Here is a 21,120-nt window from a genome sequence, read left to right as displayed (position 1 = left end):
CGACGACCGCGAACGATCAGACCCTGTGGAGGCCCGTGCGGAGGTGGGACGGGAGTTCTCGGCGGTTCTTGATGTCGAGCTTTCGGTAGACCCTGGTCAGGTGTTGCTCGACGGTGCTGACCGTGATGAACAGTTCCTCCGAGATGCCCCGGTTGCTGTATCCGCAGGCGGCGAGCGCCGCCACGCGCTTCTCCGATTCGCTGAGGTTGGTGTCGCCGGTGGTGGGGGTGGCGGTGGAGGCGGTGAGCAGGTCGGCGTAGGCGTGCGCGACGGCGCGGTTGCGCGGGCGGGCGCCGCAGTCACGGGTGAGGTGCCAGACGCGGCTTTGCAGCGTCGCGGCGCGGGCCGGCTCGGCCCGGGCGCGATACGACTCGGCCAGGGCTTCGAGGGTGCGGGCCAGTTCCAGGGGGTCCTCGGAGCGGCGCAGTGCCTCGGCCGCCTGGGTGAGCAGTTCCGGGCGCTCGGCGACGTCCACCGTCATCGCCCGCAGCCGCAACGCCGTGCCGCGGACCCGGCCGCCCCCGGGACCGCACAGCCGCAACTGCTCGACCACCAACCGCCGGGCGCGCTCGGTCTCGTCCAGGCGCAACAGCGCCTCGGCGACGTCGGTCCGCCAAGGGATCAGGAACGGCTCGTCCACCCGCCAGGCGCGGACCAGCCAGGCGGCGTGCAGGAAGTCGGCGAGCGCCGCGCGGGCCCGGTCGGTGGCCAGATGGAAGCGGCCCCGGGCGCGGAGGTAGGTGAGGCCGTGCAGGCTGGAGTACAGCGCCTTGGTGACCGGCCGGTTCACGTGACGGGCCGCGGCCTCGTAGTCGCCCATCGCGGTGTACACCGAGATCAGCCCGGCCAGCGGGCCGCCGAGGTACAGGCTGCCGGTGTGCTCGGGCATCGCCGCCATCGCCTGGCGCGCGTAGCCTTCCGCGTCCGGCAACCGCCCCTGATGCAGCGCCGCTTCGGCACACGCCGAGGCGAACACCGCCACCCAGCCGGGGGCTTCGCGCCGGATCGATTCGGCGAGGAAGTCCCGGCAGTGCGCCTCCGCGACGCCCGCCCGGTCGCGGGCGACCAGCAACCGCGCGGCGGTGACGATCGGGAACAGCGTCACGTCCGTCAGCCCCGACACGCGCAGAAGCTGTTCGGCGGCCTCCGGCCGCTCGGCCGGATCGGTCGCGGACGCGCTCGGGCCGGGTTCGTCCGACCACGGGAACGGCACGTCCGAATCGACGTGTTCGACCCACTCGGCCCGGGGGTCGGTGCGCTTGCGGAGCCGGTCGAACACCTCGCGCGCCGTGTCGAGTCGGCCATGGGCGCGCAACTGCCGGGCCACCGAGGCCATGCTCGACTCCGGCAGGTCGCCGACCGCGAGCGCGGTCAACGGTTCGCCCAGGCAACGCTGTTCGGCGGCGCTCGGGTTGAGCCGCCAGGAGATCTCGGCCAGTCGCACATGGATCTCGGCCCGGACCGAGGGGTCACGGCACTGTTCGGCGGCCGACTCCAGGTAGTCGACGGCACGTCGGGCCCGGTCCCGGGACAGCGCCTCCTCGGCGGCCTCGCGCAACACGCCCACCGCCCACGGGTCCGGGACATCGCGCGCGGCGAGCAGGTGCCGGGCCGTCCGCGCCGCCGGGGCACCCGCGTGCCGCAGGATCGTGGCTGCCCGGCGGTGCAGCGCGCCCAGCTCGGCCGGATCCAGGCTGTCCAGCAGCGCGGTTCGGGCCGCTCGACGCAGGCGGTCGTCCTCGATCAGGCCGGCGGCGGCCAGGGCGCCCAGGCCCTGTGCGGTGGCCACCGGGGTGGTGCCGGCGAGCGCGCCCGATACCTCGGCGGACGCGGGTGCGCCCAGGATCGCCAGCGCCTTGGCCACTCGCCACATGCCGCCGCCACCGCGCCGCAGACAGGCGCGTACCGCCTGGCTGTACGGGCCGCCGGGCGCGGGCCGCAGCGCGGTCGTGGCGGGGCGTTCGGTCGCCGACCGCAACTCCTCGACCAGCGCGCGGAGCAACAGCGGGTTGCCGCCGGTGATTTCGTGGACCTCGTCGGCATGCTCCCGTCCCGGCGGGTCGAAGCCCACGGCCGACAACTCGGCCACTCCGGCCGGGCTGAGCGGGGCGAGCCGGATCCGGCGCAGTGCCGGTTGGCGCAGGAACTCCGTGTCCAACTGCGGGTCCTGTAGCGCCGGGCCGGGGGAGCGGGCGAACAGCACCAGAACCCGGGCCCGGGCGGAGTGGCGGCCCAGGTGCAGCAGGCATTGGACGGACGCGGAGTCGGCGTCCTGGAGGTCGTCCACGCACACCACGATCGGGTGCCGATGCGCGACGTCGTGCAGCGCGGTGGTGAGGCGGCGGCCCGCGCGCGGCGCGTCCCCGTCGTCGAGCATCTCGGCCAGCGGAGCGGCGAGTTCGGCGGGCAGGGCCGGGCCGTCCAGGAACTGGCGGAGAACACCCAGTGGTTGCCCGCTCGTGCTGCGCGATCCGGTCGCGGTCAGCAGCAGTGCGCCGATGTCGCCGGCCCGGTCGCCGACCCAGGACAACGTCTCGGTCTTGCCGCAGCCGACCCCCGCCTCGATCAGGACGATGCCGCCCTGCGCCTCGCCGCACTCCTTGAGCGCGGTGCGTAACCTGCCGAATTCCGGACCTCGTTCGATGAACTCCATGGCCTCCGCGCGCCCCCAAATGTCGGCCTGCACACGTTCTCCCACCGGTGCATGAAACCCCGGTCACATCGAACAAGTCAACCATCGGTAGTCGGCCATTGACCCGTAGTGACTGTAGGGGAGATCATCCGTGGCGGGAAGGTCTGGGCCCGGAACGCCCGCGACGGCCCGCCGGGTTGCGCTGGGCTGGGGGTTGCGGGCTGTAGCGCTAAAGCGGGAGGCCCGCCTCCAGGCGGGCGAGGGCGTCGTCGAGGGTGGCGATCAGGTCCAGGTCCGGTTCGTCCGCCCAACGCACCATCGTGTCCAGCATGATGCCGAACGCGGCGCCCGTGAGTGCCCGGATCGCCGGATCGTCGGCGCCGTACCCGGTTCGCTCCGCGAGCAGCGCGGTGACCGTGCGCATGACCTCGACAAAGTTGGCGAAGCTCAGTCCGCGCAGGGTCGGCACCGACAACATCAGGACGGTTCGCCGCCGCGCCTCGGTGAGTTCGTCGGGGGTCAGCGTGGCCAACGTCTCGCGCAGCGCCGCCCGCAGCGTCGGGATCGGCGGCAGTTCCGCGGGCCGGCTGCGCAACGACTCCAGGAACACCGGGTCGTAGGCGTCGGAGAGGACCAGGTCCTCCTTGGCGGCGAAGTAGCGGAAGACCGTACTCGGCGCCACCTCGGCCGCCTCGGCGATCTGCTCGACCGTGGTCGCGTCGTAGCCCCGCTCGTCGAACAGCCGCAGCGCCGCGCCCTGGATGGTGGCGCGCGTCCGGGCCTTCTTGCGCTCCCGGATTCCGACCGTCGGCGCTGTGGGGGAGGACGACGTCATCGGACACCTCATGCTCGGATACTCGGCGTCCGACCAGCGTACTGTTCGCGCCCCGACCGGGCGTCGGGGCCGCGCGGCGTGTCCGGTCAGTCGCGGGCGGGGGCGGCCGGGGCCGGGGCGGGGCCCACCGCGACGCAGAACTCGTTGCCCTCGGGGTCGGCCATCGTCACGTGATGGCCGGCGTACTCGGCCAACACCCGGCCGCCCGCCTCGACCAACTGCGCGGACTTCGCCTGGACGCGCGCCCACCGCTCCGCCGCGTCGGGGTGCCACGGGACCCGGATGTCCAGGTGCAGCCGATTCTTCACCGTCTTCGGCTCCGGAACGGTCAGGATCCCCAGCCGGGGCCCGACGCCGTCGGGGTCGCACAACCAGGCCGCGTCCGTGATCACGCCGCCGACGATCTCCTCGTCGGGTGCGACGTGGGCCATCCACTCCAGGCGGGTCTTGAACGGGGCGGGCGGCGGCTCGTCGATGTAGTCGAGCGCGGTCTTCCAGAAGCCGGCCAGGAGCAGGGCATCGGCACAGTCGAGCGTGAAATCGATACGGGGGGCCATGCGCGCACGCTACCCGGCACCTCCGACAACCAACGCCCACCACGACCACCGCTCGGGTGACAACGACCGCCCACGGCCACTTTCCGCTCGGGCGCGAGGCGTCTACAGGGCCACCGCACGCCGACGCCCGACCTGCACGGTGCGGGTCGGCCCGGTTCATGCGCACACGGCTGCGTGATGGCCGGGCCGGCGGCGAGGTGCCGGGGCCGTGGTCTTCTAGGGTGAGCGCTGTGTGGCGGGTGGCGTCGCGCGGGCGGGTCTGGTGGAGGAGCGGCGCGATGGATGTGGGCCGGCGGGTGGTGTTGGCGGCTGCGCTCGGTGGGCTGCTGGCGGGGTGTTCGGAGTCGGGGAAGAGCGCCGCGCCCACGACGGCTCCGCCCCCGCCCGCCGCCGGGAGGCCCGCGCCGCCCGGCGGCGATACGCCCCGGCCCACCGCGACCGCGCCGGCCACCGCCGGTCCGACCCGCGCGGAGATCGTCGCCCGGTACGGGAAGCAGACACCCACCGGCTGGGGCCTCGAGGTCCCCGGGTCGTTGTCCCGGCTGCCGGGCAACGCCAAGGTGGCCGCGCTGACTTTCGACGCCTGTGGCGGCAAGGGCGGCAGCGAATACGACCGGGCCCTGATCGACTTCCTGCACGAACGCTCCGTGCCCGCGACGCTGTTCGTCAACTCCCGCTGGATCGACGAGAATCCGGCCGTGCTGCGGCAACTGGCCGCCGATCCGCTGTTCGAGATCGCCAATCACGGCACCCGGCACCTGCCGCTGTCCGTGTCCGGGCGCTCCGCGTACGGGATCCCCGGGACCAAGGACGCGGGCGAGGTGTACGACGAGGTCTCCGGAAACCGGGCCAGGCTCACCGAACTCCTCGGCCATCCACCGAAGTTCTTCCGCTCCGGGACGGCGTATTGCGACGACGTGGCGGCAAGGATCGTCACCGACCTCGGTGAGCGCTTCGCGAGCTTCCACGTGAACGCCGACGGCGGGGCCACCTTCACCCCCGAACAGGTCCGCAAGGCCATGCGCGACGTACGCCCGGGTTCGGTGGTGATCGGCCACTTCAATCACCCACGCGGCGGCACAGCGGCCGGGATCCGCCTGGCCGTGCCCGAACTCCTTGAGCAGGGATACAAGTTCGTCCGCCTGTCGGACGCCCCGCAGCCCTGAGCCGGCACGGCCCCCGCGAGCCGCCGCCGGGCGAGGCCAGGAGCCGTGGCCGCCCCCCGAGTGGTGCCGGCCGGACAGGGCCTAGTTGTTCGTGTCGGGTCGGTGCCGGCGGTAGATGTACTCCGGGCGGCCGGCGCCCCCGTAGCGGGGTTCGCGGGTTACCAGGCGGCGGGCGGACAGGTGGTCCAGGTAGCGGCGGGCGGTGGGGCGCGAGATGCCCAGTGCGGTGGCTACCTCGGCGGCCGAGGTGGCTGTGCCGGTGCCGAGTTGGGCCACGACGGCCTCGAATGTGGCTGCGGCCAGACCCTTGGGGAGCGGGGGCGACTCGGAGGTGCCGCGTAGGGCGGCGAAGGCGCCGTCGACCGCGTGTTGGCCGCCCGCCGCCGCGGGGGCGTCGACCTCGGCGATGCGGCGGCGGTATTCCGCGTAGCCGTCCAGGCGTTCGCGGAACGCGGCGAACGAGAACGGCTTGAGCAGATACTGCACCACGCCCAGCGACACCGCCGAGCGCACCAGGCGCAGATCGCGTGCCGAGGTGACCGCGACCACGTCGGCCTCGTGGCCCCGCGCGCGCATGCTCCGGCACAGGTCGAGGCCGTGCAGGTCCGGGAGGTACAGGTCGAGCAGGACCAGGTCGACCCGGCGCGTGGACAACAGGCGCAGCGCCTCGGTGCCGCTGCCGGTGACGCCGGCGATCTCGAAGCCGGGGACGCGGTCGGTGAACACCGCGTGCGCGTCGGCGAGTACGGGGTCGTCCTCGACCACCAGGGTGCGGATCACGCGTCCTCCTCCGAACGCGGTCGCGGTACGGCGGCGGGCAGCCGGACGGTGAACACCGCGCCGCCGTCAGGGCCGCGCGCCACCTCCACGCTGCCCGCGTGCCGGGCCACCGTGGCACGGACCAGGGCCAGGCCGAGCCCGCGTCCCTGCGATCCGTACGCCTCCTTGGTGCTCCAGCCGCGCTCGAACACCCGGGTGGTGAGCGGTTCGTCGATCCCGGGCCCGCTGTCCGCCACCCGTAGCAGCAACGCGCCGTCGGTGTCCGGGTCGACGCCCACCGTCACCTGCACCGTGCGCGGCGGCGGCGCGGACACCGCGGCGTCGATCGCGTTGTCGACCAGATTGCCCAGCACGGTGACCAGATCGCGCGGATCGAAGCGGGCGGCGAGCGCGTCCAACGGGTCGGCGTCCGTGTCGTCGTTGGCCGGCCCACCCGTCACCGTCAACTGCACGCCGCGCTCGGCGGCCTGCGCGTGCTTCCCGAACAGCAGTGCGGCCAGGGCTGGTTCGGACACCGCGTTGGTCAGTTCGTCGGCCAGGTCCTGGGCGGCGGCCAGTTCCCCGGTGGCGAACCGGATCGCCTCCTCGGCGCGCCCCAGTTCGACCAGCGCGACGACCGTGTGCAGCCGGTTGCCCGCCTCGTGGGCGGACGCGCGCAGTGCGTCGGCGAAGCCGCGTACCTGATCCAACTCGCCTACCAGCGCCCGCAGTTCGGTGTGGTCCCGGAAGGTGGCCACCATCCGCCCGTCGCGCCCGGTCGGGCTGACGTTGACCGCGAGCGCACGGGTGCCGCACAGGTGGATCTGGTCCGCCACGGTGCGGCCCGAGGCGAGGGTGTCGGCCAGCGACTCGTCCAGGTCGAGCGTGCCCACGTGCCGGCCCTCGAAGTCGGCCGGCAGCGCGAGCAGGCGCACCGCCTCGTCGTTGGCCAATACCAGCCGACCGTGCGCGTCCACCACCGCCAGCCCCTCGCGCACCGCGTGCAACACGGCGTCGTGGTGCTCGTACACCCGCCGCAGCTCGACCGGCCCGAGCCCCAGCGTCTGCCGGCGCAGCCGATGGTGTACCGCCATGCTCGCCGCACAGGCCAGCGCCAGCGCGGCGGCCGCGACGGTGAGCACGAGCGGGATCTCCGCGCCGACCAGCGCATCGACCCGGCGATTGGTCACACCGACCGAGACCAGCGCCACCGGCCGACCGTCGGGGCCGAGGACCGGGACCACGGCCCGCACCGACGGGCCCAGGGTGCCGGTGTACGTCTCCGTGGTGGTCCGCCCGTGCGCGGCGCCGTCGATGTGGCCGAGGAAGGTCTTGCCGATCCGGGTCGGGTCCGGATGGGTGTACCGGATGCCCTCGACGCTCATCACCACCACGAAGTCGACCTTGTTCTCTCTGCGGATGGTCTCGGCCATCGGCTGGAGGCGGGCGGTCGGGTCCGCCGAGCCGGCCGCTTCGGCCAGACCCGGGGATCGGGCCAGGGTGCGCGCCACGTCGAGCGCGCGCTCCCGGGCGGTCTGCGCGCCCGACCGGTGCACGGCGTGCAGCGCCACGCCGGAGCCGGTCGCGACAAGGAGCAGGACGAGGGCGAGCTGCCACAGCAGGACTTGCCGCGCGATGCTCTGGTTGGCCATGCCGGAGATTATCGACGCACGTCCCGGGTCCGGGGCAAGACATCCATTACCGAGGTTTCACCCACTTCGCCGGCATTCGGCGGAATTCTCGCCATGCGCGTAATGCGCGTAAGTCCCGATCGGCGCCACGACCACGCCACGCTACGACGCGTATCGCGCCGACATGCCGCTATGCCGATGTGTCCGATGCGTCCGAGCCTCGACGGGGCGCGCACCGAACCGCCGGCGGCGCCACACCCGTCCCCGACCGGGAGGCCCCCATGCCCCAGGCCACCACGCCCGACCACGACGCCGGTACGCCCGGCGCGCCACCCACCGAACCGCCGCCCGCGCGCCGCCCCTGGGACACCCTGCTCTACGTCTGGGTACTCGTCGGGATCCTCGCCGGTGTCGTGGTCGGCGCCGCCTGGCCCGGCACCGGCGAGTCGCTGCGCCCGCTCGGCGACACGTTCGTCGACGCGATCAGGATGGTGATCACGCCGATCATCTTCGTCACCGTGGTCACCGGCATCGCGGGCGTGGACAGCCTGCGCGGCGCCGGCCGGATCGGCTGGAAGTCGCTGGTGTACTTCTGACGCCGGCCGCGCTCTACGTCGCCCAGGCCACCGACACACCGCTGTCCCTGGGGCAACAACTGAGCCTGATCGCCGTGCTGTTGCTGACCTCCAAGGGCGCGGCGGGGGTGACCGGTTCGGGGTTCGTCGTGCCGGCCGCGACGTTGTCCACGGTCGGGCACGTGCCGGTGGCGGGGATCATGCTGGTGTTCGGCATCGACCGGTTCATGCGCGAGTGCCGGGCGCTGACCAACGTGTGCGGCAACAGCGTGGCATCGCTGGTGGTGGCCTCGTGGGAGGGCGTATTGGATCGGGAACGGGCCCGGAAGGTACTGGCGGGGGTCACCCCGATCGAGCCGATCGCACCACCGCAGCCGGAGCCGGAGCCCGCGCCGACACCGACACCGGAGCAAGCGCCGGCCCTGGTGTCGACGACGAAGCCGACTCCGGCCTGAGCGCCGGCGCCGCGGCACCGCGCGTCGTGGCGTGGCGGTCGGCCCCCGGGTTCCCCTCCGTGACGCGGTGCGACCCTAGACTGAGTGTTCTTTCGCGGGACCCGGGCGCCGCGCGGCGGCGATGACCCGACGGCCGCGCACGTGGACGGGAGTACGACTGTGGCCTCAGCGGTCCACGACTTCGAGGACCCGCCGGCCGAGGTGTTGGCCGAGGCCGCCGCGGCCTTCGGACTGCTGGCCTCGCCCGCGCGCCTGCACATCGTGTGGGCGCTGGCCGCCGGCGAAAGCGACGTCACCGCGCTGGCGGAGCGGGTCGGCGGTGCGCTGCCCGCCGTCAGCCAGCACCTGGCCAAGCTCAAACTGGCCGGCCTGGTCCGCTCCCGGCGCGAGGGTCGGCGCGTGGTGTACCTGGTCGACCACCCGGATGTGGTGACCATGGTGCGCTGGTTGATCGAACGACTCGCCGAACGCGCCGAGTCCGGGGCGGTGCCGGGACGGTCCCGTGGCCTGGGCGCCTGAGGTCGTACCCGGATCCGGTTCGGCGAGCCCGGCCGCCGGCCTCGACGACCCGGTCGCCGGGGTACCCGGCCCCCGGCGGCGTGAGGTCGCCGGACCGGACCCGGCCCGGGCCGCCGCCGACGCGCCCACGTTGGAGGTGCTGCGCCTGCTCGGCAGCGGCCCGCGCGGGTTGACGGAGGCGCAGGCCGAGGCCCGACTGGTCCGGTACGGCGAGAACACCGTCCCCGGCCGACGCCCGCCCGGTCCGCTCCGCCGCTTCGCGCGCAGCGCCCGCGACCCGTTCACCGCCGTCCTGCTCGGCCTCGGCCTGGTGTCCGCCGCGGTCACCGCCTGGACCACCGCCTGCGTGATCGTGGTCCTGGTGGTGGTCAGTTGCGCCCTGCGCGCGACCGGCGAGCACCGGGCCGAGCGGGCCACCGCCGCACTGCGCGAACTCGTCGCCGGCACCGCGAGCGTCCGCCGCCGGGAACACTCGGGCGGGCCGCCGCGCGCGGATCCGGCGCCGCGTGAGGTGCCGGTGGACCAGCTGGTACCGGGCGACGTGATCCGGCTCGGCCCCGGCGACCTGGTCCCGGCCGATCTGCGGCTGCTGCGCGCGAGCGGCCTGACGGTGTACCAGTCGGCGCTCACCGGGGCCTCCGCGCCGGTGGCCAAACACCCGGTGGACGTGCCGCCGGACGAGCCCGGCGCCGACGACCCGTTCGCGCGGCCCCACCTGTGCTTCCAGGGCAGCAGTGTGGCGGCCGGCAGCGGCACGGCGGTGGTCTACGCGACGGGCGCCGACACCCGATTCGCCGGTACCCGCGTTCGTTTCCCCGGTACCCCGCGCACGCGCCCGGCCCCACCCCGCCGGGAGACCGCGTTCGACCGCTCGGTGCATGGGATTTCCTGGACGCTGATCCGCTTCATGCTGGTCACCCCGGCCCTCGTACTGCTCGCCGACTCGATGGTGCGCGGTCGGGGCCTGGCGACGCTGCCGTTCGCGGTGGCGGTGGCGGTCGGGCTGACCCCCGAGATGTTGCCGGTGATCGTGACCACCACGCTCGCCCGAGGCTCGCGCCTGCTCGCCCGCGAGCACGAGGTGATCGTCAAGCGGCTGCCCGCGTTGCACGACCTCGGCGCGATGGACGTGCTGTGTACCGACAAGACCGGCACCCTCACCCGGGATCGGCCGACTCTGGACTGCCACGTGGACCCGGCCGGTCGGGCCGACCCCGACGTGTTGCACTGGGCCGCGCTGAACAGCTGGTGGACGCTGCACCTGGCCGATCCGCCGGTGCCGGACGCGCTGGACGAGGCGGTCCTGACCGGGTACGAGGAAGCCGGCGCACGGGAGGTGGAGGCCGCCGAGCGCGAGCCGGACGCGCCACGGACCGGGCTCCTCGCGCTGCCGGAGCACCCGGACCACCCGGACCACCCCGCCGACCACGACGGCCTCGCCGCGTCGCCGTTCGACCCCGTCCGCCGCACCTCGTGCGCGGTGGTCCGGCGCCCGGGACGTCCGGGCCCGCTGAGCGTGGTGGTCAAGGGCGCGGTGGACGACGTACTCGACCGCTGCGCGCGGGTCCGGCTCGACGGCCGGGAGCGGCCCCTGGACGCCGCCGCCCGGGCCGACGCGTTGCGCCTGGCCGAGGAACTGGCCGCCGACGGCCTGCGGCTGCTCGCGGTCGCGCTGACCGAGCGGCCCGCCGACACCGACCCCGAGACCGCCCTCGACGCGGGCGCACTGACCCTGATCGGCTTCGTCGGCCTGCGCGACGCGCTCGCCGACACCGCCGCCGACGCGCTCGCGGTGCTCGCCGATCGCGGCGTCGCGGTCAAGGTGCTCACCGGCGACCTGCCCGGCACCGCCGCCCGGGTCTGCCGCGACCTGGGCCTGGACCCCGGCGAGGTGGTCACCGCCGAGCGGATCGACGCGCTCGACGACGCCGAACTGGGCCGGCTCGCCGCCGCGCACACCGTGTTCGCCCGCTGTACGCCCGCGCACAAGGCCCGCATCGTCGGCGCGCTGCGGGCCGCCGGCCACACCACCGGATTCCTCGGCGACGGGGTCAACGACCTGCCCGCGCTGCACGCCTGCGACGTGGGGATCTGCCCCCGGGACGCGGTCGACGTGGCGCGCGAGGCGGCCGACGTGGTGCTGGTGTCCAAGGACCTCGGCGCCATCGACGAGGCGATCGTGGCCGGTCGGCGCGGCACCGGCGCGATCGCCGGCTATCTGCGGATCACGCTGTCCTGCAACCTCGGCAACGTGATCGCGATGCTGATGGCCGGACTGCTGCTGCCGTTCCTGCCGATGCTCCCCGCGCAGGTCCTGGTGCAGAACCTGTGCTTCGACGCCGCCCAGGCCGCCTTCGTGTTCGACCGCCCGGCCGCCGGCACGCTGCGCCGCCCCGGCGCGCTGCACCCGCGCGACCTGATGCGCTTCATCACCGGCTTCGGCCTGCTCAACGCGGTCGCCGACCTCGCCACCTTCACGGTCCTGGTGCTGATGGTGCGGCACGGCGGGGAGGTGGACCAGGAGGCGTTCCACGCGGGCTGGTTCACCGAGAACCTGCTCACCCAGGCACTGGTGATCCTGCTCCTGCGCACCGGACGCGGCGTCGCCGGGCGGCGGGCGTCGAGGCCGATCCTGATCGCCTCCGCCGGACTGGCCGCGATCGGCGTGCTGTTGCCGCTGACCCCGGTGGCCCCCGCGCTGGGCATGGCGTCGCTGCCGATCGGCTACTACCCGGTGCTCGCGGGCGTGCTCGCGCTGTACGCGGGGGCGTTGACGCTGGTGCGCCGGCGCTACGACCGGCGGCGGGCGGCGCGCCGCTGACCCTCGACAATACTGAAGTTGTACAGTTGCGCAAGGCGGCAAGTATGGTGTCCTCATCGGGCTGCCCGGCGTCGGGCGCGGCGGCGGGCCCGCGACGTGGAAGTAGGCGAGTGGCGATGTTGCGCAACGGGTTGGAGCCCGGACACCTGCTGGTCCTGGCGATCGTGGTGATCGTCCTGTTCGGATCCCGGAAACTGCCGGACACCGCACGGGCGTTGGGCCGGTCCATGCGCATCCTCAAGAGCGAGGCCAAGGCCATGCGCGAGGACGACACCACGCAGCCGGCGCAGACCTCGGCCCGCGCGGTACGAAGCGCGCCCGGCGCCGCCGACACCGTCCGCACGACCGCCGAGCGCGAGCCGGCCAATCCCAACGTCCGCTGAGGCGCCGAACCCGGCGCCCGCCTAACGGGGCGGACACCCGGACGCCACCCGTGCCGCGTCGACGACGCCGCACGGGTGGCCCGTGATCCGGATCCTGTCGCGCCTCGGCCTGCGCGATCGCACCCACGCGGCCATCTACGCCCACGACCACGGCCCGCTGTGACGGGGGCGGACGTCAACCCTCGCCGGGCCGGCGCGACTTCGGCAGGAACAGCACCGAGTTGACGTAGCGGCGACTGAACGGGGCCAACGTCCGGCGCAACAACCCGCGTTCGGCCACATGCGCGGTCCGGGACTGATGCCCGGCCAGGTCGAACCCGGCCAGCGGCAACCAGTGCCGTCCCGGCAATACCCAACCCGCGTAGTCGAGTTCGCCGAGCAGGTCGAGCACGGGCGCCGGTGATCCGATGCGCGTCTCCAACTCGATGAACAGCGCCGGGTGATCGCGGCGCAACATCTGCTCCGCCCCTCGCAGTACCGCCGATTCGCTGCCGTCCACGTCGATCTTGACGAAGACCACTCCGGTCAGCTCCAGATCGTCGAGCCGCACACAGGGCACCTCCAGTGCCCGGTCGTGGATCTCCCGGCGGACCAGCGACGACACGCCCCGATCGCCCCGGTCGCCCGGCGGCAACCACAACGACACGGTGTCCGCGGCCCGATCGCCCGCGGCGGCGGCCACCACCCGCATGTTGGCCGGGGCGCCCTCGGCGAGCAGTCGGGCCAGGTGCGGCACGGGTTCCACGGTCACCACCCGGTCCGCGCGCCGCGCCAAGCGCCGCGACCACGGCCCGTACCAGCCGCCCACGTCCACGGCCGTGCCGCCGGCCGGGACGAAGTCGGCGAGCCGGCGCAACTCCGGTTCGAAGCGCGGATACAGCACGTCGACGGCGGTGGTGACCAGCTTCGGCGGCACCCGGGGACCGATCCGGGCGGCGAGCGTCACGGCGCGCTCCGGCGGGTGATCCGCGCGTGCTCGTCGTCGGAGACCGGCACGCCCGAGGACGGCAACAACTGCGGGATGCCCGCCACGATCGGATAGCGCCGGCGCAACCTCGGGTTGTACAACGCGTCCTCCGCGACCAGCAGGGTCAACGGGCCCTTGTCCAGCGGGCAGGCCAGGATCCGGAGCAGCGGATTGTCGGGTTCCATCGGGCGACTCCTCTTCCGGGACGGGGACTCGGTCGTGCCGGGGCAGAACGAGCAGGACGGCGCCGACGAGCACCGTGCCGGCCACGCGCAGCGCCAGCCGCGGCGGATCGTGCGGCGGCGCCTCGTCGAAGGCGACACTGCCGAGCACGGCGGTGAACAGGGCGGACACCGTGGTGCACACGGGCACGATCAACGACGCCCGGCACCGTTGCAGCGCGGTCTGGGACAACACCAAACCGGCCGCGCCGGTGCCGACGAGCAGGTACGGGTAGGGCGAGCGCAGCAGTTCCAGCACCCGGCCGCCGGGGTCGTGTGTGCCCACTCGGCCGGAGACGCCCTTGATCGCCAGCGAGCTCACGCCGTACAGCAGGCCCAACGCCACGCCGTACTCGACGCCGGTGGCGGGCGGGCGACCCGGATCCCGGGCCCGGCGGCCCGCCGCCGCGTACAGCCACGCCGACCCGACCAGGGCCGGCAGGCACACGGCCAGGAGCCGGCCGACCGGGGCGTGGTCGCCGACGGTGTCCGAGGACCGCAGCGAGCCGACCACCATCGCCAGTGCGACGATGACGGCAAGCACGCCCGCGCGCTCCCGAGCGGAGGGTCGCTCGCCCAGCACCACCGAGGACAACACGAGCAGCAGCACCAGGCCGGCGACCAGGATGCCCTGTGCGGCGGCGAGCGGCAGGGCGCGGTAGACGGCGAGTTGGGCGGCGAAGCCGGCGGCGAGGGCGAGCGAGCCGAGCAGCCACGGCGCACTGCGCAGGAGCAGCCCGATCGTGCGCAGCGGGTGGCCGACGGTGAGCGTGGGCAGACCGCTCAACGCCCGCTTTTCCAGCACGAATCCGCCGCTGTAGAGCACGTTGGCGAGCAGCGCCGCGGCCACGCCCCACCACACGGCTACCGCCGCCGCGCGTGCACGAGCAGGATCGAGGCGAGTGAGGGGGCGGCGCAGGCGATCCGGTCCAGCGGGCGCAGCGGGCGGGGCACGCCGTGGAAGGGCGCGCCGGCGACCCGGACCACCTCGAAGCCGGCCGCGACCAGGAACTCCCGGAGCGCACGGGCGGTGTACAGCCGCAGGTGGCCCACCACCTCGGTGCCCGGGCGGCCGTGGATGCCGCGCAGGCTGACCTCGGAGAAGACCGGCTGGACACCCGCGAGCAGCAGCGCCCGGTTGTACCAGGCGGCCAGATTCGGGGTGGACACCATCAGGTGGCCGCGCGGTTTGAGCACCCGGCGCAGCTCGTCCAGCGCGGCGTCGGGGTCGACCAAGTGCTCCAACACCTCGGCGAACATCACCGCGTCCACCGAGCGGTCGGCCAACGGCAGCCCGTCGTCGGTGAGTTCGCCGCGTACGGCGTGGTCGAGCCGGGGCGCGGCGCGGCGCAGCGCGTCCTGGGACCAGTCGAGGCCGACCAGCGTATGGCGGGTGAGCAGCGGTCGGGTGATCGCCGCCGCCGAGCCGTCGCCGCAGCCGATGTCCACGATCAGCGCCGGTTCGGGGCCGAGCGCGCGGGCCAGCATGGCGGCCTGCCGGCGGCTGCGTTCCGGGCCGGAAGCGACCGGGACGGCGGGGTCCTCGTAGAACGCGCGCAGGCCGGTGGGGCGGGTGGCGGTCATCACGAACCACCTTCGGGTGGTGCCGGGTTCGGTGCGGCGGCGACGGTGGCCAGGTATGTGTCCAGGAGGCCGTACAGCTGCCGGGCCGCCGCGTCGTCGAGCAGCGCTCGGGACCAGCGCAGGCTCACGTGCAGGCGGTCGGCGGTGCCGGTCGTGGTCAGGGTCAGGCCCCTGGGCATCCGAGTGGGCGCGGACACCCACACGGCGCTTGCCCGGCCCGCGTCGCCGAAGTCCAGCGGGTAGGGGATGCGGCCGAGGTTGCTGAGCAGGGTGGTCGAGGTCCACGGCCCGACCGCACGGCCCAGGGCCCGGGTGAACGCGGCGCGCACGCCGACGGGCAGTACCGGCGCGGTCAGCAGGGCGGCGCCGCGACCGAGCGGTGGTCGGCGCGCGGCGCGGAGTTCGCGGGTGCGGCGGGCGGTGCGGCGCAGCAGGTCGGCGATGTGGTCGGGGCTCGGTGGTGCGGCGTGCCTGCCGTCGTGTTCCGGGGCGTATGCGCGCGGGCCGAAGCAGACGTCGACCAGGCGGGTGCCGTTGCCGATCGGCATGTCGGGGCCGCGAGGGCGGTCGTCCACGGGCATGGTGATCCGGATCGGGCGGAGCGGTGCGTCGTGCAACCGGTTCCAGTGCGCGATGGTCAGGCACGTGGCGACCAGGAGGCGGTCGTTGACGGTGTGGTCGGCGCGGGATGGGCGGGCGTGCAGGGGGAGTTCGCCGAGCAGGACGCCGTTGCCCGTGCGCCGGTTCGGGTCGGGCGAGGGCGCGTGCGCGACCCGGGCGGAGCGGGCCGACGGGCTCCCGGCGTCGAGGCCGGGCCCGTCGGTCGGCGCGCCGGCGGCGGCGCGATCCGTCGTGGGCGGCGCGGCCGGCGGGTCGTTGCCGGCGCCGCCGTAGAGTTCCGCCGCCGTCGCCAGCACGCGCAGGAAGGCGGGGCCGTCCAGCGCGGTGTGGTGGATCGTGCACAGCAGGACACACCCGGCGGCGGTCGGCGACGAGCGGATCACCTCGATCCGGATCGGCGGTGCCAGGGCCAGCGGCGGCGCCTCGGCCAGCGCCGCCGCCCGCGCCCGGGCCAGTGCGTCGGGCCCGGGCGGCGGGAAGCGGACCGGCTCCACGTCCGGGGCGTCGGTGAGTTCCCACACGTAGCGGCGTGCGTACCAGGGCGCGGGTGCCTCGCGGACCAGCGCGCGGGCGTGCGTGCGCAGCGCGGCCCGGAACGCGGTGCGCAGCCGGGTCGGATCCGGTTGTCCGGGCAGCCGGATCTCCATGTGCACCGAGATCGCCTCGCCCGGCCGTACACACTGCCGGGACACCTCGTCGACGACCGGGAACGGGATCCGGGTCGGGGCCGGTTCGGCCGGGTGCTCGCGCCGAGCCGGGCGCACCGCGCTCATGGTTGGTCGGTCTCCTCGGCGTGGGACTGGTCGGGGTGGGTCGCCCCGGGGCCGGTCTTCTTGTGCCCGGGCTTCGTGTCATGGCCCTCCCCGGGCTCGGCCCGCCGCGCGTCCGGCGCCACGGTGGGCAGTTCCGCCGTATCGGCCTCCCGATCGGGCGGCCCCCCGGCGGGCGTCTGCCCGGTGCTCCGGTGCGTGGGATCGACGACGGGGTCCCGCCGGGTCCGGTCGCCGCCGCTGTCCCGATCCGGCGGTGGCGCCTCGGACTTGGTCGTGGAGACGGTCCCGGCACGGCCCGGCGGCGGCTCGGCCGGGGCACGCTCCGGCGGCCCGAAGAGCCCGAAGAGCCCGAAACTCCCTTGCCCCTCCCCGGAGTCGTGGCGAGTTGCGGCCTCGCCCCCGGGCCCACCGGCATCCCGATCGGCCCCGCCCCTCCCGCCGTCCCGATCCGCCCCGCCCACCGTCACCAGCGCCGCGATCAGGGCGATCAGCGCCAGGATCTGCGCGGCCGGTCCGAAGGCGCCCTCGCCGGCGCCGACGGGCTCGCCCGCCCCGGTCGCCGCCGCGATGCCCGCTCCGGCCATCGCCACCAACGCGATCGGCACCAAAAAGAGTTGCCATCGGCGCGCCACCACCGCGAGCACGAGCACCACCAGCGCCAACGGCCCCGCGACCAGCACGATCACCGCCGTCGGCGCCACCATGCCCAGGATCGAGCCTGGCGCGGGCGGTTCGACCCGCGACCCACCGTCCCCGGACGGGAGTTCGCCGCGCCGCCGGACGAACGCCAGGGCGAGCAGCGCGGCCAGGGCCACCGCGCCGCCGATCAGTCCGCCCCGGTAGATCCCGCCAGGCTCGTAGTCGAGCCGTACGGTGCCGGCCGCGCCCGCCGGGACCAGCCAGCCCTGCTGCCAGCCGTCGATCCGGACCGGGCGCAGCTTCTTGCCGCCGAGTGTGGCCTTCCAGCCGGAGTTGCGGTTCTCGTACATCTGGAGGTAGGTGGCCTCGCCCGCCCCCACGTGTACCGTCCGGTGGTCGCCGCTCCAGTCGACGGCTGTGGCCTCCCGCGCCGACTGCCGGTTTGTGGGCGGCAGTTGCCCGCCGGTCAGGATCACGTCGGTGATCTCGACGGGTCCCCGGTTGTCCGCCTCGACCGTATGCGTGCCCCGGGGCAGGGACAGCGTGGCCCCCGAAGTGTCGCCGTCGCACAGCCGCACCCGGACACTCCGACGCTCCGTCAGATCGCGCACCGTGCCCGACACGCTCGTCGGGTGCGGCACATTGTCCACCTTCAGCGTCGGGCCCTGGCCGCACGGCAGTTGGAAGGTCTGCCCAGGATCGGCAGGCCGCTGCCGCAGGTCGGCCAGCGCCGGGATGTAGACCTCGCTCAATCCCACGGGCAGTTGCAGCCGCTGGTCGGCGAGCGGGTTGTGCAGGGTCAGCGGCGCGACCTTGCTGATCGTGATCGTCAACCGGTCGGTGAAGATCGAGGGGAACCGGGCCGTGCCGTTCTCGTCCACCGAGGCGGTGGTCGAGCCGAACGGCGAGGAGATCTCGATGCGTTCGGGCCGCGAGGACAACCCGCCGGCCGCGCCGAGCACGATCTGGTCCACGGACCTGGGCTGCCCCCAGTTCAGGTGCAGCACGGGTCGATCGCCCGCGATCCACGCGGTGGTCAGGTCCCCGTCCACAAGATTGCGCGCGTCGAGCCGACTGCCGGTGTATCCGGTCGACTCGGCGGTCACCGTGATGCCCGGCGGCCGGCCCGGTACCGCGTTCTGCACGAGCCGGTCCAACTCGGCGCCGGTGACCCCGGCGGCACGCACGTCGACGGTGAACGTGCCGTCGGCGGCGGTGTCGAACCGCCGGTGCAGCCCGTTCTCGGCGTTCACCGGGAACAACCCGCCGGGATCCTCGTCGCGGTGCAGCGAGTAGACCCGGGTCGAGGCGGCGGCGCCGGCCGCGTCGGTGGGCAGCCGCAATACCCGCGAGACCTGCACCCCCGGAACGGACACCTCGGCGAACCCGGCGCCGGACAGACCCGAACGTGGAGACTGCGCGCCCAGGATGGTGATCTTCAACCAGGTCGCCCGGCCCGCCGGCGCCGGCACGTTCTGCGCCGTGCCGTCCGGTTGCAGCGAACTCTCCCGGAAGCCCCGCTCGGTCTCCACCCGCACCCGGGTCGGCGCGGCGCGCATGGCGCTGCCCGCCAGCGGGGTCAGGCGCAGCGTGTCGGGCAGATCGATCGGCCCGGTGAAGGCGACCCGCACCCACTGGCCGACCGGCCCGTCCGCGCTGCCCTCGGTCCAGGCGGTGTTCGGGTCGCCGTCGAACGCGTTCACCGGGTCGAACTGCGGCAGATGGAACAGCCAGTTGCCGCTGCTGGACGCGGTCACCGCCTTCGCGCCGGCGAACACCGCCGTGGTTTGGTGCCCGGTGCCGGTCGTCGGCAGGATCTGCTTCGGCTTGTCGCCGGCGGCCTGCGCGCTGTCGGACGGATTCCGCTCGGTCGCGGTGTAGGTGTACGACGTGTTGTTGTTCACCAGCCCGAACCGGGTGTCCGCGCGCCGCAGTCCGTCCGCCACCACCTGTACCCCCGGCCGGTCGATGCCGGGGTGGTCGTCGCCGGTGAGCACGGTGGGTCGGTCGCGCATGCCGGGATCGGCGGACAGTTGCAACAGCGCCTCGGAACCGCCGCTGAGAACCGCGGTATCCGCGACGGCGCGCGTGCCCACCCGGCCGGGTCGCGGGGTGTCGGCGGGCGGCGCGTAGATCTCCACCGCCTGCCGGCGACTGAACAGGCCCTGTACCTGGACCGGGGTGTTCTCCGGGATGCGCCCGCCGGTGATCTCCGGACCGAACGCGGTGACCCGGTGGTATCCGGAGGCGACCAGGGTGCGTTCGACCACGTTCGGCGGGACGTAGCCGATCTGATCCGGATCGAGGTCATTGCGCACCACCACGTTGTAGAGCCCGGCGCGGATCAAGAAGTCGCGCAGGCCCGGCACTTCACCGCCGGTGAGCAGCGCCTGCTCGATCGCGTCCGTCGCCCGGCGCTGCCCCGGCGTGCCGAACGGGACGAAGTCCCGCTGCGCCCACGGGGAATCGGCGAGCGGATCGAGCGGATCGTCGATCGGCGACCCCCACGTGTACAGCCCGTGCGCGGTGGCGGGCACCACCAGGGCCCGGCTGTCGGCGGAGTTGTGCTTGAGCCAGTCGGCGGTCTGGTGCCAGTGGTGCGGCAACTCCTTGAAGGCGCCGGGCTGGAGGATCGTGCCGTTGAGGTACGGCCAGGCCAGCCCGGGCAGGACGAGCACGGCGGCGATCAGCGGCGCGTAGGGGCGCCCGGAGCGCGGCCCGTGCCGGGCCGGCGGGGTGGTGCCTCGGGCGGCGGTGCTCGTCGTGCCGACCAGGTGGGCCAGGCCGAGCACCAGGGCCAGGGCCAGTCCGGGCTGGAACTTGTAGATATTGCGGAACGGCCGGATCGGGCCGTCGAGCCAGTCGCGGATCGTGCCGTGGAACGGCGCGCCGAACGAACCGGCGTACCCGGCAAGCGCGATCGCCGCCACGACCAGCACGGTCAGCGTCAACCAGCGCCGCTCGGGCAGGTCGCGGCGGGCCAGTCCGGCCAAACCGAGCGCGGCGGCGAACGCCGAGCACACGACGGTGACCACGGCGGCGACCACGGTCCGGCCGGCGGGCAACCACGGTTCGCCGAAGTCGAGATAGGCGACCCAGTTGCCCGCGCCGCGCAGCAGTTCGGTCGCCGACATGGTCGTCGTTGTGGTGTCGGCCTGTTCGACGTACGGCAGGAAGTTCTCGCCGTACACACCCAGCAGGATCAGCGGGATCACCCACCAGGCGGTGGCGAGCAGCACCCCGAGAACCCACCAGGCGATCAGCCGCCACTTGCGCGGCCCGGCCGGCCGACTGAGCAGGTACAGCCCCACCGGCAGCAGCGCGGCCAGCGTGGAGGCCGCGTTGACCCCGCCCATGAACGGGATCAGCACCGCGGACCGCGCCGCCGTACGCCGAGGGCTCAGCCGGTCGGACACCAGCGGCAGCAGTACCCACGGCAGCGCCGCACCGGGCAGTACGCCGGCCGAGGTGGAGCCGATCACGATGGTGAACGTCGGCCACAGCGCGTAGGTCGCCGCGCCGAGCAGTCGGCTGCGCGCGGTGCCGATCCGCAGCGCCTCGGCCAGCCGCAGCGCGCCCCAGAAGGCGGCGGTGACGATCAGCGACAACCACAGCCGCTCGGCCAACCACACGGGCAGCCGGACCAGGTCGGCGAGCGCGTAGTAGGGCAGGATCGGGAACGCGTAGCCGATGTACTGGTCGGCGAGACCGCCGAAGCCGGCCCGGTCGTGCCACAGGCTGCCCAGGTCGCCGATGAAGTCCCAGGGGTCGGTGGCCACGCCGAGTTTGGTCTCGAACGTGGTCTTGCCGGGGGACTTGGCCAGGAACGCGACCAGGACGACCACCCAGAACGCCGGCACCCACAACCGATACCGCACCCGCTCGGCCGGTGGTTCGACGGCCGGCGGCGCGACAGGCGGTCGACCGGGCCGGGCCGGAGGGAGGGACAGGGTCGTCTCAGCCACGGGTGCCTCCTGCGGGG

The 21,120-nt window shown here is 74.0% G+C and carries 17 protein-coding genes; 7 read left to right on the top strand and 10 right to left on the bottom strand.

The window, feature by feature from the left end; all coding sequences use genetic code 11:
* Positions 1–16 precede the first annotated feature (16 nt).
* The 3 genes from ACH4XV_RS43755 to ACH4XV_RS43745 all read right to left on the bottom strand — a co-directional run bounded on the left by ACH4XV_RS43755 (position 17) and on the right by ACH4XV_RS43745 (position 4,024).
* Positions 17–2,686, bottom strand: coding sequence for a LuxR C-terminal-related transcriptional regulator (locus tag ACH4XV_RS43755; protein WP_395799360.1), 2,670 nt, complete (start codon positions 2,684–2,686; stop codon positions 17–19).
* Between the two features lie 175 nt (positions 2,687–2,861).
* Positions 2,862–3,467 carry a TetR family transcriptional regulator gene (locus ACH4XV_RS43750; protein WP_395799358.1) on the bottom strand — a complete coding sequence of 202 codons (606 nt, stop codon included), beginning with the start codon at positions 3,465–3,467 and terminating at the stop codon, positions 2,862–2,864.
* Positions 3,468–3,553: 86 nt separating this feature from the next.
* On the bottom strand, positions 3,554–4,024 hold the full coding sequence (locus tag ACH4XV_RS43745) for a VOC family protein (RefSeq protein WP_395799356.1): 471 nt from the start codon (positions 4,022–4,024) through the stop codon (positions 3,554–3,556).
* A gap of 278 nt (positions 4,025–4,302) precedes the next feature.
* On the opposite strand from ACH4XV_RS43745, the gene ACH4XV_RS43740 reads away from it, so the two are divergent.
* Positions 4,303–5,190, top strand: coding sequence for a polysaccharide deacetylase family protein (locus ACH4XV_RS43740; RefSeq protein WP_395799354.1), 888 nt, complete (start codon positions 4,303–4,305; stop codon positions 5,188–5,190).
* Positions 5,191–5,271: 81 nt separating this feature from the next.
* Here the strand turns inward: ACH4XV_RS43740 and ACH4XV_RS43735 are convergent, their stop codons facing one another.
* Both ACH4XV_RS43735 and ACH4XV_RS43730 read right to left on the bottom strand, forming a co-directional pair.
* On the bottom strand, positions 5,272–5,970 hold the full coding sequence (locus tag ACH4XV_RS43735) for a response regulator (protein WP_395799352.1): 699 nt from the start codon (positions 5,968–5,970) through the stop codon (positions 5,272–5,274).
* Positions 5,967–7,601 carry an ATP-binding protein gene (locus ACH4XV_RS43730; protein ID WP_395799350.1) on the bottom strand — a complete coding sequence of 545 codons (1,635 nt, stop codon included), beginning with the start codon at positions 7,599–7,601 and terminating at the stop codon, positions 5,967–5,969. Before ACH4XV_RS43730 ends, ACH4XV_RS43735 begins: the two co-directional genes overlap by 4 nt.
* A gap of 260 nt (positions 7,602–7,861) precedes the next feature.
* Between ACH4XV_RS43730 and ACH4XV_RS43725 the strand changes: the two genes are divergently transcribed.
* From ACH4XV_RS43725 to tatA, 5 genes are all read left to right on the top strand, one after another.
* Positions 7,862–8,176, top strand: coding sequence for a cation:dicarboxylate symporter family transporter (locus ACH4XV_RS43725; RefSeq protein WP_395799348.1), 315 nt, complete (start codon positions 7,862–7,864; stop codon positions 8,174–8,176).
* Positions 8,152–8,610: a cation:dicarboxylate symporter family transporter gene (locus tag ACH4XV_RS43720; RefSeq protein ID WP_395799423.1), complete on the top strand. Its 459-nt coding sequence runs from the start codon at positions 8,152–8,154 to the stop codon at positions 8,608–8,610. The genes ACH4XV_RS43725 and ACH4XV_RS43720 overlap by 25 nt, the downstream gene beginning before the upstream one ends.
* A 159-nt stretch (positions 8,611–8,769) precedes the next feature.
* Positions 8,770–9,129 (top strand): ArsR/SmtB family transcription factor, encoded by a 360-nt coding sequence (locus ACH4XV_RS43715; RefSeq protein ID WP_380027237.1) that lies wholly within the window; start codon positions 8,770–8,772, stop codon positions 9,127–9,129.
* Positions 9,113–11,950, top strand: coding sequence for an HAD-IC family P-type ATPase (locus ACH4XV_RS43710; protein ID WP_395799345.1), 2,838 nt, complete (start codon positions 9,113–9,115; stop codon positions 11,948–11,950). Before ACH4XV_RS43715 ends, ACH4XV_RS43710 begins: the two co-directional genes overlap by 17 nt.
* A gap of 116 nt (positions 11,951–12,066) precedes the next feature.
* Entirely contained in the window at positions 12,067–12,333 is a 267-nt protein-coding gene (tatA, locus tag ACH4XV_RS43705) for a Sec-independent protein translocase subunit TatA (RefSeq protein ID WP_395799343.1), read from the top strand.
* A gap of 175 nt (positions 12,334–12,508) precedes the next feature.
* Here tatA and ACH4XV_RS43700 read toward each other — a convergent pair whose 3' ends face one another.
* A complete protein-coding gene (locus ACH4XV_RS43700; RefSeq protein ID WP_395799341.1) occupies positions 12,509–13,279 on the bottom strand; it encodes an FkbM family methyltransferase in 771 nt (256 codons plus the stop codon).
* Positions 13,276–13,485, bottom strand: a complete 210-nt coding sequence (locus ACH4XV_RS43695; RefSeq protein WP_395799339.1) for a Trm112 family protein — start codon at positions 13,483–13,485, stop codon at positions 13,276–13,278. Before ACH4XV_RS43695 ends, ACH4XV_RS43700 begins: the two co-directional genes overlap by 4 nt.
* A 338-nt stretch (positions 13,486–13,823) precedes the next feature.
* On the opposite strand from ACH4XV_RS43695, the gene ACH4XV_RS43690 reads away from it, so the two are divergent.
* On the top strand, positions 13,824–14,183 hold the full coding sequence (locus ACH4XV_RS43690; protein WP_395799337.1) for a hypothetical protein: 360 nt from the start codon (positions 13,824–13,826) through the stop codon (positions 14,181–14,183).
* A 202-nt stretch (positions 14,184–14,385) separates the two neighbouring features.
* Here the strand turns inward: ACH4XV_RS43690 and ACH4XV_RS43685 are convergent, their stop codons facing one another.
* From ACH4XV_RS43685 to ACH4XV_RS43675, 3 genes are read right to left on the bottom strand one after another with little or no spacing between them, the layout of a single operon-like run.
* Complete coding sequence (locus ACH4XV_RS43685) at positions 14,386–15,105, bottom strand: class I SAM-dependent methyltransferase (RefSeq protein ID WP_395799335.1); 720 nt, start codon at positions 15,103–15,105, stop codon at positions 14,386–14,388.
* Positions 15,105–16,499 (bottom strand): condensation protein, encoded by a 1,395-nt coding sequence (locus tag ACH4XV_RS43680; RefSeq protein WP_395799333.1) that lies wholly within the window; start codon positions 16,497–16,499, stop codon positions 15,105–15,107. Before ACH4XV_RS43680 ends, ACH4XV_RS43685 begins: the two co-directional genes overlap by 1 nt.
* Positions 16,496–21,103 carry an alpha-(1->3)-arabinofuranosyltransferase family protein gene (locus tag ACH4XV_RS43675; RefSeq protein ID WP_395799331.1) on the bottom strand — a complete coding sequence of 1,536 codons (4,608 nt, stop codon included), beginning with the start codon at positions 21,101–21,103 and terminating at the stop codon, positions 16,496–16,498. The genes ACH4XV_RS43680 and ACH4XV_RS43675 overlap by 4 nt, the downstream gene beginning before the upstream one ends.
* Positions 21,104–21,120: the final 17 nt, after the last annotated feature.

It is taken from the genome of Embleya sp. NPDC020630, from assembly GCF_044334985.1.
Classification (GTDB): Bacteria; Actinomycetota; Actinomycetes; order Streptomycetales; family Streptomycetaceae; genus Embleya.
The sequence above is the reverse complement of the archived record's forward strand: the minus strand, read 5'-3'. Positions and strand labels throughout refer to the sequence as shown.